We start from the raw sequence: 18470 nt of genomic DNA, 5'->3' as shown, positions 1-18470 counted from the left end.
CGTTAGCGTCTCGCTTTTTTGTCACTTTTGGCATGACCCCGGAACGTCCGCGTCGGCGCGAATTCGCCCAGTTTGTGACCCACCATCTGTTCATTGACATAGACGGGCACATGCTGACGACCGTTATGGACAGCGATCGTGTGACCCACCATTTGGGGCAACACCGTGGACGCACGCGACCAGGTTTTGATCACCTGTTTTTCGTTTTTAGCGTTGAGCTTTTCAATTTTGGAAAGCAGGCTATCGGCCACGAATGGCCCTTTTTTTAAGGAACGACCCATAGGTACTTGTGGTTTGAGTGGTTAACAATGTGGTTGAGGACTAGGCATTCCGACGGCGGATGATGAAGCGATCGCTCGGCTTATTCTTCTTGCGCGTCTTCCGTCCCAAGGCAGGCTTACCCCAAGGCGTGACCGGGCCACTCCGACCAATCGGCGCGCGCCCTTCACCCCCACCATGGGGGTGATCCACCGGGTTCATTGCACTCCCGCGCACTTGGGGACGACGACCGAGATGGCGCATCCGCCCCGCTTTCCCTAGGCTCAAGTTCCGGGCCTCAGCATTGCCCACTCGACCCAGCGTGGCATAGCACTCGCGGCGTACCATGCGAACCTCTTTTGAGGGGAGTTTAATGGTGACATAATCCCCTTCCTTCGCCACCAATTGTGCGGCGGCTCCAGCGGAGCGCACCATTTGTCCACCGCGACCCGGTAAGAGTTCGATATTGTGAATCTCACTCCCTAGGGGCATATTCGAGAGCGGCAACGCATTCCCCGTTTCAAAAGGAGAATCCGGCCCCGCAATAATGCTCGCGCCCACTTTTAAACCATCGGGGCAGAGAATATAGCGTTTTTCGCCATCTTCATAGACCACGAGGGCAATGCGCGCATTGCGGTTGGGATCGTATTCGATCGCCTCCACCGTTGCCGGCATATTGCGCTTATCCCGACGGAAATCGATCTGACGGTACAGGCGTTTATGACCGCCCCCCCGCCGCCGACTCGTAATCACACCGCGATTATTGCGGCCTTTTTTCCGGTGCTTGTATTTGGTAAGAGATTTTTCCGGCTTGGACTTGGTGATATCAGCGAAGTCAGATACGCTGGCTTCCCTTGTCCCCGGAGTCATTGGTCTGAAAGAACGAATACCCATGTTCAGTTACGTGCTCTGCAAGGCTTACTGTGCGACAGGATGCCGCTGGTTTTGGTCTTAGACATCGGAGAAGAGGACAATTTCATCCCCTTCTGCCAGGGTGACGATCGCGCGTTTGTACTGCGCTTTATACCCAATAAATTTACCAACCCGCTTTTTGCGACGGGGGGGCAGATGAGTATTCACCTTCGTGACCGTGACATCAAAAAGAGACTCGATCGCAGCCCGAATTTCTGGCTTGGTCGCTTTCGGCAGCACATCAAACACATACTTGTTTTGCTCAAGCATGATCGTGGCTTTTTCCGTCACCACCGGCTTCAGAATCAGATCCGCCAAGTGGCGGGGGTTGTAATTAGTCACAATAAACCTCCTGAATTTTGGCGATCGCCGCATCGGTCGCCACAATTTTGCTCGCCGTCAACAGATCGTGAATATTGAGGTTCGTGGCCAAAATCATCGTCAGATTCGCAATATTGCGCCCCGACAGATACAGCGTTTCATTGGGTTCGTGGGTAATCAGTAACACCCGCTTTTCAAGGGTCACATCCCAACGCGCCAACGCCGTCACCAGATCCTTCGTTTTCGGGCTGGTCAACTCTGCGGCGAAGTCCTGCACCACCACCAAATCCTCAATCCGGCTCTGAAACGCCGTGCGCAACGCCAAACGGCGTTCCTTCCGGTTCATTTTTTGGCTATAGTCGCGAGGCTTCGGCCCAAAAATGACCCCACCCCCACGCCATAACGGCGAACGAATCGACCCAGCGCGGGCCCGACCCGTTCCCTTTTGCCGCCAGGGCTTGCGTCCACCCCCGCGCACTTCCGCACGGGTTTTCGTGGAGGCGGTTCCCTGCCGAGCATTAGCCAGTTGGCGCACGAGAGCCCGGTGAACGATATGCGCCGCATTTTCTTCTTTGGCCACGGGGAGGTCTAGGGTCGTTTCGCCGACCGCTTCACCCTGCCAATTTTTTACAACACAATTAACCATTGTCTAACTTGTCTTTCCACTGTATACAGACCGAACCGTCTAGCCGACGATATTTGCAGGGGCGATGCTCAACACATTGCCGGGCTTCCCTGGAATCGCACCGCGCACTAGCAACAGATTCTTTTCAGCATCAACGCGGACAACCTGCAACTTGCGGATGGTCACTTTCGTATTGCCGTATTGCCCTGCCATTTTCTTCCCAGGGAAAATCCGACCGGGGGTTGTACCGGGGCCGGTGGAACCCGGGAGGCGGTGGTTTTTAGAACCGTGGGACATGGGCCCGCGTCTAAAGTTATGCCGTTTTTGATACCCAGCGAAGCCGCGACCAATGGTTTTTCCCGACACGTCAACGAGTTGACCGGGGGTAAAAATATCGGCACTTAAGGCTTGACCCAGTTCAAAACCGCTGACATCGTCGAGGCGATATTCTTTTAGGTGACGCAGGGGGGCAGCGTTCGCTTTGCTGAGATGACCGAGTTCAGGCTTGGTTAAGGCTTTTTCTTTAACTTCCTGATAGCCAATTTGGACTGCTGTGTAGCCGTCCGTTTGCTTTTGTTTAATTTGAGTAATAGTGCATGGTCCCGCTTGAATGACGGTAACGGGAATCGAAGCGCCAGATTCTCGGTCGAAAATCTGGGTCATGCCTAGCTTGGTGCCGAGGATACCGACAGACACGGGTTTAGCCCTCTCTTTCTCTAAACAACACGTTAAATAAAACAAACTGATAAACCGGGAGGTCGCACCAATGACGAGACGAATAAGCGTCGGTGAATCGCTTCCCTTCAGACAGATTCAGTCCGTCCGACCTGCTTTAAGGTGAACGGAAACAAAATTGAAGTGTCTTGGTTTTAGCCCGATGGGGGCAGGTTGCGGTCGAGAACAGGAGCATTCGTTCGCTGTTCCCTAGACCCGTTGGGTACTCTGGACTTGAAACGCAAGGGTATGAGCTTTCAGTATCCGTGGGTGAGTACGCTTTGAACGCTTTGGATTTAGTAACGCTTGTTACTAGATGGCCGCGTTTAAGGTCACAATCGCTTACTATAACGGTTTTGACACACCAAGTCAAGACTGCAAAATTGGAGGAGGCCGGGACAAGGGGGGAGATCGCAGCGGTTGGGGATGGGCGCGATCGCAGTCCCAGGCCGATGGAGATTCTATGGTTAACCGCCTGATCCGTTGGGAAGCTCTGGGGCTTTAGCGCGGGGTTGCTTGTTGCTTACTATAAGATAAAGAGAGCGCATTGCAATCTAAGCGACATTCATACGTTAGTGAAGAATTGGAAAAGAAGATATGGCACTGTTGACAACGGGTAAAGCGTTTATCAAAGGCTTAGAGCAGTCCGGAGCCGTGGGGATTTATGCGCCCTTAGAGGGAGGCTACGAAGGTCGGTATCAGCGGCGACTCCGGGCGGCGGGGTATCAGACTTTGAACTTGACGGCTCGCGGCTTGGGGGATGTGGCGGCTTATTTGATGGGTATCCATGGGGTGCGCCCGGCGCACTTGGGCAAGAAGACGATCGGCCAAGGGGCGATGGTGGGCGAAATCTACTATGTGCCGCCGATCGCTTTGACGCAGCTCGAAAATTTGCCGCCAAACTCTAAGGGTTTGGTGCTGTGGATTATTGAGGGGATGGTGCTGTCGAATCAGGAGCGCGAGTATTTGATCAATCTGCCGCGCACGGAACCGAGAATTAAGGTAGTGCTGGAGTTGGGGGGCGATCGCTCCTTCCGATGGTTGCCGCTCCAAGAGGCGATCGCCGCCTAGTCCAGGTGGGGGCGCGACGATGATGAAGCCAGCAGAGTCATCCTTTCCACCCTCAGAGGATTCGGATCAAGCCGATGATCAGAGGATTGATGCATTACTTGCGGAGGTTGAACGCGCAGTGAGTTCACAAACGCCAGGACAACCCAATCATCAACCGGACGATCCCGCTGCTTTGTTGGCGGAATTGCAGGCGGAGTTTGCCCAGAAACAAGCCCCGGCAGCCCCTGATCAGCTTGATCTTGAAGGGTTTGCCCGGCAACAGCGTCGCCCTGCCCCCCCGGATGAAGCGGATGCAACGGTGGCGGATCTTTTAGCCGAAGTGCAAGGGGAGTTTCGCCAACGCCAAGGGGCTAAGCCGTCAGCACGTGAGCAGCGATCGCCGACTCCTCCCACCGATGAGGTGCAAGCCCTGCTCGCCGACTTGCAAACCGAATTTAGCCAGAAACCATTACCCCCGATCGAACGACCCACCCGCAAAACCTCAGCGGCAACGGATGGCGTGATTACCCAGATGAAGCGGGAGTTTGAGGCCAACCGCTGCCCTCCCCCCCCTGACCCGAAGATTGACCATCTCTTGGATGATCTCAAAGGCGAGTTTAAACAGATCGACACCGCCGCCCAGATCAAGCAACAGGAAGCAATCTTGCGGGAACATCGGCAACGGGAATGGGAACGGCAACAACGCCGCAAAGCGATCGCCCAAAAAGCCGCCGCCTGGCTCAAAGATCTTGACCCTTATTCCGATGAAGGGCTGTGGTTTGAAGAATTTGCCTATAACTATCCATCCAAACAGGATGCTGCCATTGACTACCTTGAAGCCCTTTGGACTCAGCCTTAGGATCACGACCCATCGTTAAACGGTGGGTTACGGCGGATTGCTGAATTGCAGTTTTAATCTAGATTTTAGCCGCCTAACCCACCCGACAGAAAAACACTATTTTAGCTGTGCCATGACATGAGGGGGCATCGTGCAACGATGGGCGGGGCGATCGCAACGAGGGTGTTGCCGATTCTTGCCAGCGGAATCTGCCTGCTCTGACGGGGTTGCGATCGCAATTCTGAGCGTCTAGCTCCCTTCCCTTTGCTACACTTGCCACTGTTGCCCTGCACCTTTGGAGATCTTCTATGGCTCGTACCGCATCTACCATGCTCCCCCTCGGCACACCCGCCCCAGATTTTGCCCTCCCGGATACCGTTTCTGATCGGGTTATTTCCCTTGCAGATTTTAGCGATCGCCATGCCCTTTTAGTGATGTTCATTTGCGAACATTGCCCCTTCGTGAAGCATATCCAAAACCAACTCGCCCAACTCGGCCGCGACTATCAGGATCGCCCCCTGGGTATTGTTGCCATTAGCTCCAACGATGTGGAACTCTACCCCCAAGATTCCCCCGATCGCCTCAAAGCCATGGCCGAATCCCTAGGGCTCACCTTCCCGGTCTGCTACGACGAAACCCAAGCCGTCGCCCATGCCTATACCGCTGCCTGTACGCCGGACTTTTTCTTGTTCGATCGCGATCGCACCTTGGTCTATCGCGGTCAACTCGATGACAGTCGCCCCGGCAATGACCAGCCCGTCACGGGGGCAGATCTGCGCAGTGCGATCGATGCGGTCTTAAGTAATCAACCCGTCCCCCCCGATCAAAAACCGAGCATCGGCTGTAACATCAAGTGGAAACCCGGCAACGCACCGAAACTCTAACGCCAGCCTGAATCCAGTCGGTGTAGAGATCCCGTCGAGAGGGTTGGGTTGGGTGGGGGGGTGATCGGGGGCCATTGGGCCGATGGGGTTGAGGCGGATCGGCAAATCGGAACCATCCATACTCTTGGGGTGATGGCTAACTGGCCTCTAGGGGTGATAATCCCGGATAATGGAAGCCGATTCCAACCGTCTTTAAATCCAATCAATTTTTAAATTACATGACGATTCCAACCTCTTTAGAAGACGCGATTCAACAGTCAAAAGCCGCGACCCTGACCGCCCTAGATAGTGGCTGTCAAAGGATTCAGGTGGATCTGGTGTTTCCTGAAATTGCGCTCCAAGCCCAGGCGATCGCTCGCCAATATACAGAACTGTTTGCCCACTATGGCAGTGGTTTGAAGGTGCTGTTTGCCGATACGGGGGCGGCAGCATTGGCCCGGCGAGATTGGGGCGAGACGGAGTTTCGGGTCAATGACCTGGGGAGCCGCTTCACCCCCGTGACGACCAAAATTAGCGACACGGATGAGATGTATCTGGTGGTCTGTCCCTCGTCGGTGGAAGTGGAAGCGGTGGAAAAGCTCTGCAACGCCACAGAGGGGAAGCCGGTGGTGATTTTGATTCCTCAGTTGGAAAGTGTGGCGACGGTGGGGATTGGCTATGCGGCGCGGCAGTTGCGCGATCGCTTCCTCAGCACCCTCGAAACGGCTTACTACATTCGACCCTTCGAGGGGGGCGTGGTGTTTCGGCAGTTTCCCAGCCTGTGGCAAGTGTGGCTAGCTGCTGAAACTGAGGACGGAGAAGGGTACGAATTAATCGCAGAAGAATCCCAACGCCCCGCCGGAGAAGGCTTAGAGCGTATTCTCCTCCGCCATGCCCAAGGCAATGCCGAACCGGGGGCAGTACAGCCAAAAAAAATGGGAGTGCTCGGCAGTTTGCAGCAATTGTTCCGGGCGTTGAGCCAATAGGGTGTTAGGGGGGCGGAAACGGGGGATGATGGAGGGTTTGTTCGAGGTGGAGCAGGTGGCGGCGGATGGGGGCGATCGCATCCCGTTCCACGGAAATCGCCGTTAACCCCGCTGCCACCAAGCGTTTTAACGGGTGTGGCTGTAAATTTAATGTTGAGCTACAGAGGGACACCGGCAACCGCAGACGATGGGCCGTCAGGATCAGAGATTCGATCGCACTCCACACCGCCGGATGATCCGTCAAGGGAGGCAGGGACAGCGCCATAGCATCAGCCTCATACCCCAACAGCAACTGCCCTAAATCCCGCGGCCCAATGGCCACGCCCTGGGCCCCGGCGGCCTGATAGTCGGCGAGTTGGAACAGAATCGACGGGACTTCCGCCATTAACCACAGTTCAAACTGGGGATGATCGCACAGTCCCACTCTTAGCAGGCGATCGCGAGCCGCTTGGAACTCCGCGACACTGCGCACAAAGGGTAAAATCATGCGCACATTGCCATAGTCCTGTTGGAGGGTATGGATCGCTTGAAGTTCAATGTCAAACAGTTGGCTATTGTGGGCATAGACGGCGGTTCCCCGCAGGCCCAGCAAGGGATTCACCCCCACCGTGGGGAGATGGGGCAAGGGGGGAAATTCCAGCGATCGCCAGTCCGTCGAGCGATAGAACACCGGGCGCGGAGCCATCGCCGCCACCACCGGACGCAACCAGGCCACCCACTGCCGGATCAGTTGCTCCGGTCGATCGAGCCAACGCTGAATTGAATCCGGATCGAGGGCAGCGGGGCCGCCATGATGGCTGTGGAAGAGGGACAACATCATCAATTCAGACCGAATCAACCCCACGCCATCAATGGGCAAGTCCGCCCAGCGATGTAGCAGGTGGGGCTGGTTGAGGTTGAGCCAGACTTGGGTTTGGGTGGAGCCGGGGGCGAGTGCGATCGCGGGTGCGTCTGGGGTGAGCGGGGCGAGGGCGTTGAGAAAGATCCCGTGGCGATCGCTGTCTAACCAAGCCTGAGATACCGTCGCCAGCCGTTGCAATGCCTGGGGAACCCCCACCAAGGCCGGAATCCCCAATTCCCGCGCCACTAACGCCCCATGACTCGTCATCTGTGGCTGCTCTAGCACCAACCCCCCCGCCCGATGCAAATGGGGTAACCAGGCCATGGCCATCGTTGCCGCCACCCAAATCGCCCCATCGGGGAATGTCTGGGGGAGGAGATCTTCGTGATCAATGCAAAACACCGGAGCATAGATAGACCCGGAAGATGCACAGATTCCCGTAACCAAGGCTTTGGGATCTGCGCCTGTGCTGTGGATTGGGCGGGAGTCCGGACGACCAATGGGGGGATAGGGTGTCTGGCCGGTTATGGTGATAAACCCATCGGGCATCGTCCAGGTGAGGCGACAATGATTATGGCCCTGTTGGCGCAGGCGGTGGGCGATCGCAACTAACGTATCGTGATGCTGTGGGGATAGCAGGTGTTGCCCCTCTGCCATTGCTGGACAGAGCACATCTTGGACACACAATTGCACCGTCGGAACCGAGGCAATTAACCAGGCCCGCTTTTGCTGGCTTGGCGACCAGGTTGTTCCCTCCTCCCCAATGCCGCCGTACACCTCTGCCCCCACCCCATAGCCCAAGGTCACATCCGGCACGCCATGGATCACCTCAAGCTGCCATTGCTGATCCGTGAGGGTTAGGGTTCCTGTCATGGCCGTTGGTGGAGCGGCTTGGATGATCACACCCAGGCGCAATTGTGCGATCGCAATCCCTTGACGATGCCAATAGAGCAAATTTCGCGCCGCAAACACCTCACTCCACAACCCTTGCATGGTTTGTTGTACCAGCCTCGGATGGTTCAAACACCAGGGCGATCGCAGCATCTGTTCCACCGCCACCCCGCAATGTTCCCCATAGACCAACGACGGCATCACCCGCACCACCCCACAGCCCAGCCCCGCCAACCCCTCCCCCAAGGTCATCAACCACTGGGGCGTTACCTCCCACCCTTGGATCTGTTGACGCACCTTCTGGGCAATATGACGCACCACCTGGTATTGGCGACTATCAAAATGCAGCGACCCATCCAACAACCCCAGCAACAACGGCTCCTGCTCACTGACCGCTGCCAAACAATCCGTCCACCCATCCACCGCAATCACCATCGCCGGGGCAATCCGCTCACCCTCATGGGCCAAGCGACTCAAGGCGGCTGCAACGTCACCAACCTCTTCACGACCCAAAACAGAAGAACGATCCAACCAAACGATATGCATCGGTCTAAGCATGTGAAACGATATGCGATCAACGATAGGCGACAGATCGCCCCAACAATAGGGCAAATTGAAGGGATCAAGCCCATGGCAGTCTATCCATCTCTACCCTGAGCGCCAGAGTCTGACCACACCTTCCCGCCTGCTCTCCCTGTCACCCGCCCTCAGCCCAGCTTGACACCTCAGCCCTACATCGAAATCCCAACCCCCCCTCCATCCCGATCGATTGTCCAGAACACACCCGTTGAGCAAGACTGTCCGAAGGTGCGATCGCACCATCCCGCCCCGGCTGATTCAGTGGGATCGATCCATCGATTCAACGCAGCCTGGCCCATCGTTGCCCTCACCCCGGTGGACTGAGATCCTCCTGTGGTACGCTGCAATTTTACCCCTTTGGGTTGAGCACGGCTTGTTAGCAAGGCGCAAAAACCGGATCAACATCACCTTTTCTCGGCTAGAATGCTGCCCGAAGGACGCTGTGACCAACCTTACCATTCATGCTGTCCCGGACAATATCGACCCCCAAAACCCCATGATCGTTGCTGATTCAAGCCTCTTGCCATGATTTCAGGGTTGCCAGAAAACACCCAGCGCCATCGAGAAAACATGTATCCCCATGGTCTTTTGCTTTTCTTAATATCACCCTTGACAAAATTTCAGTGAACTAGACTTTTTTCGACTTTGCTGTAAAATTTAAACCCAAAATCCAGACACTAACCACCCCCTTGTTAATTGTGGAAAAAACCGCCGCTAATTCCGTCGAGCCGACCCCAGTGCAATCCGTCGAGACCCCTGATTCGGGGCCGACGCTGCACATTGTCGGAGGACATCCCCTCTCCGGTCATGTCAAAATCAGCGGGGCAAAAAATTCAGTCCTTGCCATTATGGCTGCCACCCTCCTGTGCCCGGATGACTGTGTTCTCCGCAATGTCCCTAACCTGACGGATATTCAACGGATGAACCAAGTGCTCGAATCCCTAGGGATTAAAATCCAGCACGAAGGCGATCGCCTAACCCTCGACACCCGACACATCAGCACATCCAAAGCCCCCTACGAGTTAGTCTCGAAACTCCGCGCCAGTTTCTTCATCATCGGGTCGCTCGTGGCTCGCCTGGGGACAGCCCGCGTCCCCCTGCCGGGAGGCTGTGCGATCGGAGCGCGTCCCGTTGATCTCCATGTGCGCGGCCTCCAAGCCCTTGGGGCCCATGTGCGCATTGAACACGGCATCGTCCATGCCGACGTGCCCGGCGGACGCTTGAAAGGGGGCAATATTTACCTTGACTATCCCAGCGTCGGGGCAACGGAAACCCTAATGATGGCCGCCACCCTCGCCGATGGTGAGACCATTATTGAAAACGCCGCCCAAGAACCAGAAGTGGCCGACCTCGCCAATTTCTGCCGCGCCATGGGGGCCAAAATTCGCGGCGCAGGAACCAATACGATCACCATTATTGGCGTTCCCCATCTCCACAGCGTCGACTATGCCATCATTCCCGATCGCATCGAAGCCGGAACCTTCCTCGTCGCCGGTGCGATCACCCAATCGGAACTAACCATCGGCCCTGTGATCCCCGACCATCTCAGCCCCGTCTTGGCCAAACTGCGGGAAATGGGATCGGAAGTGGTGGCCGAGGGTCTGAATCAACTGCGGATTATCCCCAATTGCCGCAAAGCAACGGACATCGAAACCCTCCCCTATCCAGGGTTTCCCACGGATATGCAAGCGCAGTTCATGGCCCTGATGACCCTCTCGGAAGGCAACAGCGTGATCACAGAAACGGTGTTTGAAAACCGGATGCGCCATGTGGCGGAACTGGTGCGGATGGGCGCGGATATCCGGGTCAAGGGGCAAAACGCCATTATCAAAGGCGTGCCCTTTCTCTCTGGTGCGCCGGTGCTGGCGACGGATTTACGGGCTTCGGCGGCGCTGGTGTTGGCGGGTTTGGCGGCCAATGGCAAAACGATTGTGAAAGGTCTGCATCACCTCGATCGCGGCTACGATAACCTTGAAACGAAACTCCAAGGCATTGGGGCTAAGTTAGAGCGCGTCGCTGCACCGGATCACACCGAAGCGTAGACCCGTTTTTCCCGATCAATTCAGACTTTCACCGGCTTCACACTAAAGACATTAAGGGTGCTGGATGAGAATGGGTGAAGCCTGCGGAAGTTTGAGGGACTGGGCGTGTTTTTTCTGGATTTGGCGTTGTAAACCGCGATTATCACTCTGGCCAGAGAAAAAGACGATTCCGCCTGGAGTGGAGTGATTAGCGGCGGCGATCGCGGCGACGGCGATAGTCGGCACTTTGGCGATAGTCGTTGATCAGGTCGAGGGCCCGTTGCCGCATCCGGGTGTGGCGATCGATGCCCTCGAAGCTGTAGCGGTTTAAGCCGTTTTCGAGGATGTAGGTTTCGAGGTATTGGACGCGATCGCTCGTATCCGGGTGCGTCGATAACCATGCGGGCGGGCTGGGCTTGTTCATCGCGTCAAGGGTGGCCATCAGGTTTCGCACCCCATCCGCTGCATAGCCGCTGGCGGCGAGCATCCGAGTGCCAAGGCGATCCGCCTGCCGTTCCATGCCGCGACTGTAGCCGAAGACGAGTAGATTCGTGGCCAAACCGCCGAAGGGGACATATTGAGCGAGGTTGGCGGTGAATTGCCCTTTGGTGACGAGTTGAAAACCGTGGGAGAGGGCGGAATGGGAAATTTCGTGGGCGATCAGGCCCGCGAGTTCGGCTTCGGTTTCAGTTTCGAGAATGGCTCCGGCGTGGATGAAGATTTTGCCGCCAGGGAGGGCGAAGGCGTTGAGGGTGTCATCAAGGATGATGTTGAATTCGTAGGTGAATTCGTCGCGGCCGGTGGTTTGGGCGAGGGCTTGGCCGATTTCGTCCACATAGCCCAGCAGCAGCGGATCATCCACCATCGGCGCGACTTCTTTGACGCGGTTGGCGATGCGATCGCCGATTTTCTCTTCCCCATCAAGGAGGATCACAGCGGTTTCCACAGCGGAAATGGGGCCGAAAATATTCCCCGTCACCGCAAAGCCCACAATCCCGGTCAGAATATTCGCGATCGCATTGCCCCGAATCCGGCTCCGTAACTTCCGCTCGTAGCGTTCAAACGTCTCATCCGCAATCAGGCTAAACGCTTCTGCCTGGGGATGATCCGGGTTGAGGATCGTGAACTGACGCGCCAACAATGACGCATCGAGCCATTCTTCCGCTTCCCGTTTGGCATCAATCGTCGTCATCAGTAGTTCTGGTTGATCTGGGTAACGATTGGCGGCCTGTTCGAGAATTTCTAAGGCGCGTTCATTTTGGTTGCGATCGCGCAATTCTTGGGCATAGCTCACATAGGCCGGGATAAATTCCGGCTGCTCTTCCAGGAGTAAATCCAGCGGCGCGAAAATCTTACTGGTTAAATTCGCCTCAACGCCCTCTTGGTGGGTGCGCCAATAGACCCCGGCAGCGGGGGATAGCAGGTCAGGATCGGTAATCGCGGCAACGTGGGCAGCGTGTTCGCCCGACTGCTCCAATGCAAATGGCTCTTTGGCTTCTTGATAAAACTCCACCGCCGTTGGCAGATCGTCGGCCACAAAGGCGCGATCGCCCTGACGCAGCAAGTCATGACGGGCGCGATCATCCGGAGTCAATTCAAACGACCCAAACCCCGTTTCACCCCACGGATCGGGACTTTTGAGGGGAATGGTTGAAAGGGCCGGCTCGGCTGCCGGTTCCGCTGGTGTTGCGTCGATGTCCTCATCCACAGGGGGGGCGGTCGCGTCCGGTTCTGCTTGGGCCGTGGGTACGGGTTCGCTCGGCATCGGCTCGGCGGGAACTGCCACGGCCAACGGTTCCGGCTCGAATGCGATCGCTGTCGGGATGTCTTGGGGGGAGGGTGGGGCGATGATGCTCGGAGTTGCCGCTGAGGTCGCTGGGGAAGCCGCGATCGCCATCGCTTCGGACTCTAGCGGCGGTTCGAGCGCGATCGCCGCTTCAGCACTGATGAAACCGAGGGGAAGCAGGAGGATAGACCAAGCCAGTTTCATAGCGCAACTCTTCAACATTCAACACAACTATGCCCCATCGTGACGTAAAAACCGCCCAATGGTTGCCACAAGGAGCCGAACGGTTACGATCTGCAAAATCTCAGTAAGTCTTGATCTGGATAATTAAGTGAGCCAGAGGCTCACACTACCCTGCCTGAAATCCCCTGTAGTGAGCTTCTAGCTCACGGCTTGATCTGGATAGATTAAGTCTGAAATCGCTTCTAGCTCACTGCCCTGACTGAGAGGGGGATCAAACCCAGACTAGGTCAACATTTAGACTGTTGTGCATAAGCAGTAGCCTCGTCAGGAAGACTTTATGATAGAGGGTGATTGAGCACCCGGCATCGGCTGGGGTGATGGGATTCCAGCGGCATACCTATGAATCATTTTCAGACCCAACCTGAAGCCAATGATGTGGTCTTGGGGGGACAGGCCCTAACCCCGGATGGCCTTGTTTTGGGGGGATTTTCCGGCATCCAAACCCGCCTCCGGAACCCCCAAGAAGCCGTGCGACAGGCCGCCCTCGTGGAAGCGATGCAACAGGGCGATCCCGGCTTGGCGCTGGTGCTCCATGCCCTCCAGGATCACAGTCCCCGTGTCCAATGGACAGCCTATCAACTGCTGCAACAGTGGGCGGTGACGATCGCCGACACCCTGGAACAGGAGCGGTGGTATGTGAAAATTTTGCTCACCCTGCGATCATTCAATCCCTGGCCCCTGTTTAGCAACCTCCTCAGCATTCAAGCCCATAGCCAACCCGTCACCGGGCTAGCGATCAGCCCCGACGGCCAAACCCTAATCAGCAGCAGCCTCGATAAAACGATCAAACTCTGGCACGTTCCCACCGGGCAACTGCGCCACACCCTCGTGGGTCACTCCGATTGGGTCTCTGCGATCGCCCTCACCCCCGACGGCACGACCCTCGTCAGCGGTAGCATGGATCGCAGCATCAAACTTTGGGATCTCACCACCCCCCAACTGCAACGCATTTTCACCAGTCCCAACAGTTTCGTTAAAGCGATCGCGATCAGCCCCGACCAACAGACCATCCTCAGCGGCGGCGTAGATGGCGGGCTCACCCTCTGGGACAGCCCCAGCGGCCAACTCCGCCAGCACCTAAGCGGACACCACAGCGTCATTCAAGCCGTTTGTTTCAGCCCTGATCAACGCTTCGCCGCCAGTGGCAGCGCCGACGGGGTGATCCTGCTCTGGGATTTAGCCACCGGACGCGCGATCGCCACCCTCCACGGCCACCTCAACAGCATCACCAGCCTCGTCTGGCATCCCGAACAATCCGCCCTGATCAGCAGCAGCACCGACAAAACCCTGATCCTCTGGGATATTAAAAACCAGACCCTTCAGCATCGTTTTATTGGCCATTTGAATGAAATTCACGCCCTTTGTCTCAGCAATAATGGCAAAACCATCATGAGTAGTGGATCAGATGCGGCGATCAATATTTGGAACCTCCGAACCCGCAAACTTCAACACACCTTAGTCGGCCATCAAAGCTCCGTACTTTCGCTGGCCAGTAACCAGGGTGGCACTCAAATCATCAGTGGAAGTATGGATGGCAAAATCAATGTTTGGGGTGTGAAAGACTAGTTTTAGCAAGGCTTTGAGGTGTCTACCTCATACCCATGGAAGACCTCACCCCTCATCCCCAAGAATCCACCATGGGATATCTTGAAAGAAATCTTTTCAAGTCAGGGTATCTGTATGTTCACGCAATTCAAACTATTCGGTTATTTAATTGTAATGGTCTCTACAATTGGCTTAAATAATACGGCTTTATGTCCCGATTCTAGCCTCGCCTCTGCACCCTATTGCCAATGTTGCGATGAAAACGGTGAAAACTGTAAATCCTGTCTCTGCAACTAACTCGAAAGCCACGATGGAATGCTCGCACCGGCTACTCGTCGATGGCCGGTGGCGATCGCAACGGATGGGGTAGACTCTACCCCATCCCATCCAACGGTTACCCTTAACCCAACAGTGCGATCGCCCGTTGAACGAAGGCTGCCGCCGTCAGACCGTTAAACGCCATCACCGCCCCAGCACTAGCCGCCGTGTCGCCCCGTTTCCAGGCAAACAGATCGCGGGGAGCCGTGGAACGCAACAAAATCGGCTCCAACATTGCACCAGATCCGCCCGTGATCGCCAGCACTGCATCACCGCCAAACAGAGCGGTAAACTCCCCATCGGAGAGGAACCCCTGATCCGATTCACTGCATAGATCCGCCGCCACATCTGACGACCGATAGAGACGGCGGGGACTGACCACCACCACCACTTTTGACCCAATGCCCTGGGCCTTGAGTTGCTCGGCTGCATCAAGCACCGGAATTAGGGTTATATCTCCCAACACCGCAAAGACGACGGTTTTGTCGCCGGGGGTTTCCTGGAGAACGAACGCGCCATGGGTGAGAGCGTCGCGGGTTTGCTCCACCGTTGAGCGAATCGGCAGGGGGGATTTAGACACCGTGATCGTGATGCCTTTGTTCACCTGCTGGAGCGCCCATTCATAGCAGGCTTGGGTGCTGTTGGCATCGCAGGGGAAGAGGGGAAAAACGTTGCCGTTGCGCATCATGGCGGCGAAATAGTTTTCCACTTCGGGGCGTTGGTGTGTCCAGCCGTTGCGACCCTGTTCCAATGCGCCAGCGGTGAAGAGGCAGACGGTGGCGGGGGTGGGGCGGCGCAGTTCCGCCATGGCTTGGGTGACGGTTTGCCAAATCGGGAGACCGTTGATCGCGAAGGATTCGTAGGAGCACCAGAGCGATCGCGCCCCAAACAGAGCCTGAGCCGCCGCCAACCCCGCGCAAGCATCCTCGCTCAAGGGTTCATAGACTTGGCCTTGGGGCTGTTGGAAATAGTCCGCGTCAGTGGTGGGGTGGACAATTTTCAGGCCCACGTTAATATTGTTAATTCCCGATGCGGCGTTCCCGTCGGCATTCGTCACGACAAAATCCGGGTCAGCTTGACCCACTTGCACCACCATTGCACCCATGGCCGTCGTTGAAACTTGCTTATCACCCAGGGGGAATGCTTGCAGGGTGACGCTACCCAACTCCGGCACAGGGCGGACGCTTTCCGTCACCGCCGTTTGAGCCGCCGGGCCACCATTGGCGCGGACATAGTTGGTGCGCACCAGTTCCCAGGCTTGGGGGGTGAGGGCGCGGGCTTGGAGCGCGTCGATGATGTAGTCTTTTTCGACGGAATCGCCGGGATAGAGGTTATGGGATTTTGCGCCCCGTTTGTGAACGCCTGCGCCTTTGAGTTGCTTGACGATCAAGACCGTCAGCGTGCCACCGAGGGCGGATTTAGCGGCTTTGTCCGTGGCTTCCAGGAGGGCTTGGGTAAATTTGAGGCGACCGGCAAAGGAAAAGGCGGTGCTGTCCACATAATCGCCCGGTTGATCTGCGTCGTCGTAGTCTTTGGCATTGACGAGAATCACCTCAGCGAAGCCGTTGCCCTGCCAATAGGCGATCATTTCGGCGTTGGTTTTCGTGGAAACCATGCTGTGGTGTTCTTGGCTGTAACCATTCCAGACGAGGATCGGGAGGAAGTTGGTGGTGGTGGGGTAGGCGGTGTTGAAGTGGCCGAAACTGCTCATGATGTAGGGTTCGCCTAAACCGCCGTCGCCGATGGTGACGGGGAAGAGCACGCCGGGGTTGAGTTTCGCGCCGGCCATGGCGAAATGTTGCCCTTGGCCGAGGGGGCCGGCGGGGTTGAGCAGGCCGGGGATTTGTCCGGAGAGATGACCAAGGAGGCCGTGGGTTTCGCGGAAGCGATCGCGCATATTCTGCACGGTGTTAATCCCCATCGCTTCGAGGGATTGATCAAGGAAGACGTTGCTATAGAAGCCGGGGGCGTGGTGGCCGACTTCGGTGGTGATGTTTTTGTAGCCGAGCATGACGAGGGCGGCAATCCCGTCAGCGATACTGGCAAAACCGCCGGGGTGGCCCGATTGCTTACTGGCGGTGATTTGGAGGGTGAGATAGCGCAGGGCATCGGCTGCCAAGAGGGTTTGATAGACGGCCTTGGGGTCGCTGGGGGAGGCGATCGCGGTTTGTCCCGGTGCGATCGCTGCCTCGCCGCCGTATTGGTCAAAGCCTGGCAATGTCTCCGCAAAATATTGAACGCCGTCGCAGAATGTGGGGGTGGCAGTGGCTACAGACATGAATTGATCCTTAAGTTGTTCGACAAATCGTTAAAACAATCTTAAAGCACTGGTGACTAAAACAACTTCACAGTTGCTTAAGTCACTGATTATCGCCGACGTTCTGCCCCTCCCCCGCCGTGGGCATTAGTCCCGCCACATCTGGGCGGCGGTGGCGGCCCATTGTTCTACCCGCACGCCCCGATTGATCGCCTGCGATCGCCCCTCACCCGGAAGATTCAGGGGTTGATAAAACTGATTCGCCCCCGCATGCAGCCCCAACACCACATACACGCCATCTTCCCAATGACCGATCAAGGCGCTGCCCGATGCCCCCGGATTCGTATCGCAAGCATGGAACAATTGACCCGCAAACTGAGCCAACGCCCGCCGATTCACATTCAACGCCGCCGCCATATCCACCACACTGCACCCAGCATGCTGGCCAGCCGTATCTCCCGCCAGGCCGAAAAATCGTTCTTGGGCCGCACCGGGAAAATCTCCCGAATAGCCCGCCAGCCGGATTTGATTCGCGATCGCGTCAATCACGCGGGGATTGTCAAAATCCAGTGCCACCCAACCCAGATAGCCGAAGCGATCGCCGATGGGTTCGTCAAGCCTGAGAATCGCCCAATCCGCCGCTGCTGTACCGGGAGCCTCTTGCCAGCCATATTCAAACTCGGTCACACCGATGATCTCCGCTTCACCCTGAATCATATTGGGGCGGAACCGGATCTGCTCTGGGGGGAACAACACGTCTCCGGTGTTTTCATCGGCGATACAGTGGGAGTTGGTCAACACGAGATCCCGTCCGATCAGGGTTCCGGTGCAATTCCCCGTCAACTGACCACGAGGAGTTAAGAGGTCAACGCGGCCAATGGTGGAGTAGGGGTAGGCATTGGTGAGGACGGGTTTGCGCTCGTCTTCGTTGATCACCACACGAGTCCCACTGAGGGGGTTATCGCTCACAGACAGGGAATCCGGCACAAATCCTTCGCCAATGGTGCGATCGCCGTTTTCGGCTCGCAGGGGTAACGGTGCAGCAGCAAGGAGAAGGCTCACCAGTGCGATCGCAGCAACGAAACGATTTTTCATGGGACTTTTACACAACAGAACATCAACATTTTTAATGTAGCCGATGGTTCTGAAAGAACCCAGTTCGTTTCAGTTTTGGTAACGGGGGCGATCGCCCCTCTCGGATAGACCTACTGCTTATCTTAAAATGTGCAAAGAAGACTCCCACTATAAAGCGAGTCCGAGTAGAGTTACCGAAGGTAACGGTGGACGTGCCTTTTAGTGGCGAGATGAATTTGCACCAACAAACAAATCGAGCGACAGCGAGTCCTTTAATTGAATTTTTGCCATTTTGTATGATAGTTTGATATGCTATTCTTGGGGAAGATTAAAACTTAAAATACAGTC

16 protein-coding genes are annotated in these 18470 nt (G+C 56.3%); 7 read left to right on the top strand and 9 right to left on the bottom strand.

Annotated elements, in window-relative coordinates:
* Nucleotides 1-2: 2 nt before the first annotated feature.
* From rpsS to rplC, 5 genes are read right to left on the bottom strand one after another with little or no spacing between them, the layout of a single operon-like run.
* Nucleotides 3-281 (bottom strand): 30S ribosomal protein S19, encoded by a 279-nt coding sequence (rpsS, locus tag PN477_RS11215; RefSeq protein WP_072621627.1) that lies wholly within the window; start codon nucleotides 279-281, stop codon nucleotides 3-5.
* A gap of 40 nt (nucleotides 282-321) precedes the next feature.
* Nucleotides 322-1152, bottom strand: coding sequence for a 50S ribosomal protein L2 (gene rplB / locus PN477_RS11210; protein ID WP_272118142.1), 831 nt, complete (start codon nucleotides 1150-1152; stop codon nucleotides 322-324).
* 57 nt (nucleotides 1153-1209) lie between these two features.
* Nucleotides 1210-1512, bottom strand: a complete 303-nt coding sequence (locus PN477_RS11205; RefSeq protein WP_272118140.1) for a 50S ribosomal protein L23 — start codon at nucleotides 1510-1512, stop codon at nucleotides 1210-1212.
* On the bottom strand, nucleotides 1505-2137 hold the full coding sequence (rplD, locus tag PN477_RS11200) for a 50S ribosomal protein L4 (RefSeq protein ID WP_272118137.1): 633 nt from the start codon (nucleotides 2135-2137) through the stop codon (nucleotides 1505-1507). The genes PN477_RS11205 and rplD overlap by 8 nt, the downstream gene beginning before the upstream one ends.
* A 39-nt stretch (nucleotides 2138-2176) precedes the next feature.
* Complete coding sequence (gene rplC, locus PN477_RS11195; protein WP_272118135.1) at nucleotides 2177-2812, bottom strand: 50S ribosomal protein L3; 636 nt, start codon at nucleotides 2810-2812, stop codon at nucleotides 2177-2179.
* A 615-nt stretch (nucleotides 2813-3427) separates the two neighbouring features.
* Between rplC and ndhN the strand changes: the two genes are divergently transcribed.
* From ndhN to PN477_RS11175, 4 genes are all read left to right on the top strand, one after another.
* Nucleotides 3428-3901: an NAD(P)H-quinone oxidoreductase subunit N gene (ndhN, locus tag PN477_RS11190; RefSeq protein WP_272118133.1), complete on the top strand. Its 474-nt coding sequence runs from the start codon at nucleotides 3428-3430 to the stop codon at nucleotides 3899-3901.
* A gap of 118 nt (nucleotides 3902-4019) precedes the next feature.
* A complete protein-coding gene (locus PN477_RS11185) occupies nucleotides 4020-4739 on the top strand; it encodes a salt stress protein, Slr1339 family (RefSeq protein WP_272118131.1) in 720 nt (239 codons plus the stop codon).
* 287 nt (nucleotides 4740-5026) lie between these two features.
* Nucleotides 5027-5602, top strand: a complete 576-nt coding sequence (locus PN477_RS11180; protein ID WP_272118129.1) for a thioredoxin family protein — start codon at nucleotides 5027-5029, stop codon at nucleotides 5600-5602.
* A 218-nt stretch (nucleotides 5603-5820) separates the two neighbouring features.
* Nucleotides 5821-6567 carry a DUF1995 family protein gene (locus PN477_RS11175; RefSeq protein ID WP_272118127.1) on the top strand — a complete coding sequence of 249 codons (747 nt, stop codon included), beginning with the start codon at nucleotides 5821-5823 and terminating at the stop codon, nucleotides 6565-6567.
* A gap of 4 nt (nucleotides 6568-6571) precedes the next feature.
* Here the strand turns inward: PN477_RS11175 and PN477_RS11170 are convergent, their stop codons facing one another.
* The gene (locus PN477_RS11170; protein WP_272118125.1) at nucleotides 6572-8845 is read right to left on the bottom strand and encodes a putative PEP-binding protein; all 2274 of its coding nucleotides are present in this window, start codon (nucleotides 8843-8845) and stop codon (nucleotides 6572-6574) included.
* 171 nt (nucleotides 8846-9016) lie between these two features.
* Between PN477_RS11170 and PN477_RS11165 the strand changes: the two genes are divergently transcribed.
* Both PN477_RS11165 and murA read left to right on the top strand, forming a co-directional pair.
* Complete coding sequence (locus tag PN477_RS11165) at nucleotides 9017-9202, top strand: hypothetical protein (RefSeq protein WP_272118123.1); 186 nt, start codon at nucleotides 9017-9019, stop codon at nucleotides 9200-9202.
* Nucleotides 9203-9615: 413 nt separating this feature from the next.
* Entirely contained in the window at nucleotides 9616-10920 is a 1305-nt protein-coding gene (gene murA, locus PN477_RS11160) for a UDP-N-acetylglucosamine 1-carboxyvinyltransferase (protein WP_417158795.1), read from the top strand.
* Nucleotides 10921-11107: 187 nt separating this feature from the next.
* Here murA and PN477_RS11155 read toward each other — a convergent pair whose 3' ends face one another.
* Nucleotides 11108-12889 (bottom strand): M48 family metalloprotease, encoded by a 1782-nt coding sequence (locus PN477_RS11155; protein WP_272118119.1) that lies wholly within the window; start codon nucleotides 12887-12889, stop codon nucleotides 11108-11110.
* A 378-nt stretch (nucleotides 12890-13267) separates the two neighbouring features.
* On the opposite strand from PN477_RS11155, the gene PN477_RS11150 reads away from it, so the two are divergent.
* Nucleotides 13268-14494: a WD40 repeat domain-containing protein gene (locus PN477_RS11150; RefSeq protein ID WP_272118117.1), complete on the top strand. Its 1227-nt coding sequence runs from the start codon at nucleotides 13268-13270 to the stop codon at nucleotides 14492-14494.
* A gap of 379 nt (nucleotides 14495-14873) precedes the next feature.
* On the opposite strand, the gene PN477_RS11145 is transcribed toward PN477_RS11150, so the two are convergent.
* Both PN477_RS11145 and PN477_RS11140 read right to left on the bottom strand, forming a co-directional pair.
* Complete coding sequence (locus PN477_RS11145; RefSeq protein WP_272118115.1) at nucleotides 14874-17069, bottom strand: phosphoketolase family protein; 2196 nt, start codon at nucleotides 17067-17069, stop codon at nucleotides 14874-14876.
* A gap of 126 nt (nucleotides 17070-17195) precedes the next feature.
* The gene (locus PN477_RS11140; protein WP_272118113.1) at nucleotides 17196-18143 is read right to left on the bottom strand and encodes a trypsin-like serine peptidase; all 948 of its coding nucleotides are present in this window, start codon (nucleotides 18141-18143) and stop codon (nucleotides 17196-17198) included.
* Nucleotides 18144-18470: the final 327 nt, after the last annotated feature.

The sequence above is a fragment of the Spirulina subsalsa CS-330 genome (assembly GCF_028330765.1).
Lineage (GTDB): Bacteria > Cyanobacteriota > Cyanobacteriia > Cyanobacteriales > Spirulinaceae > Spirulina > Spirulina subsalsa_A.
Note: the sequence above shows the minus strand (reverse complement) of the source record. Positions and strands in the feature narration are given on the sequence as shown.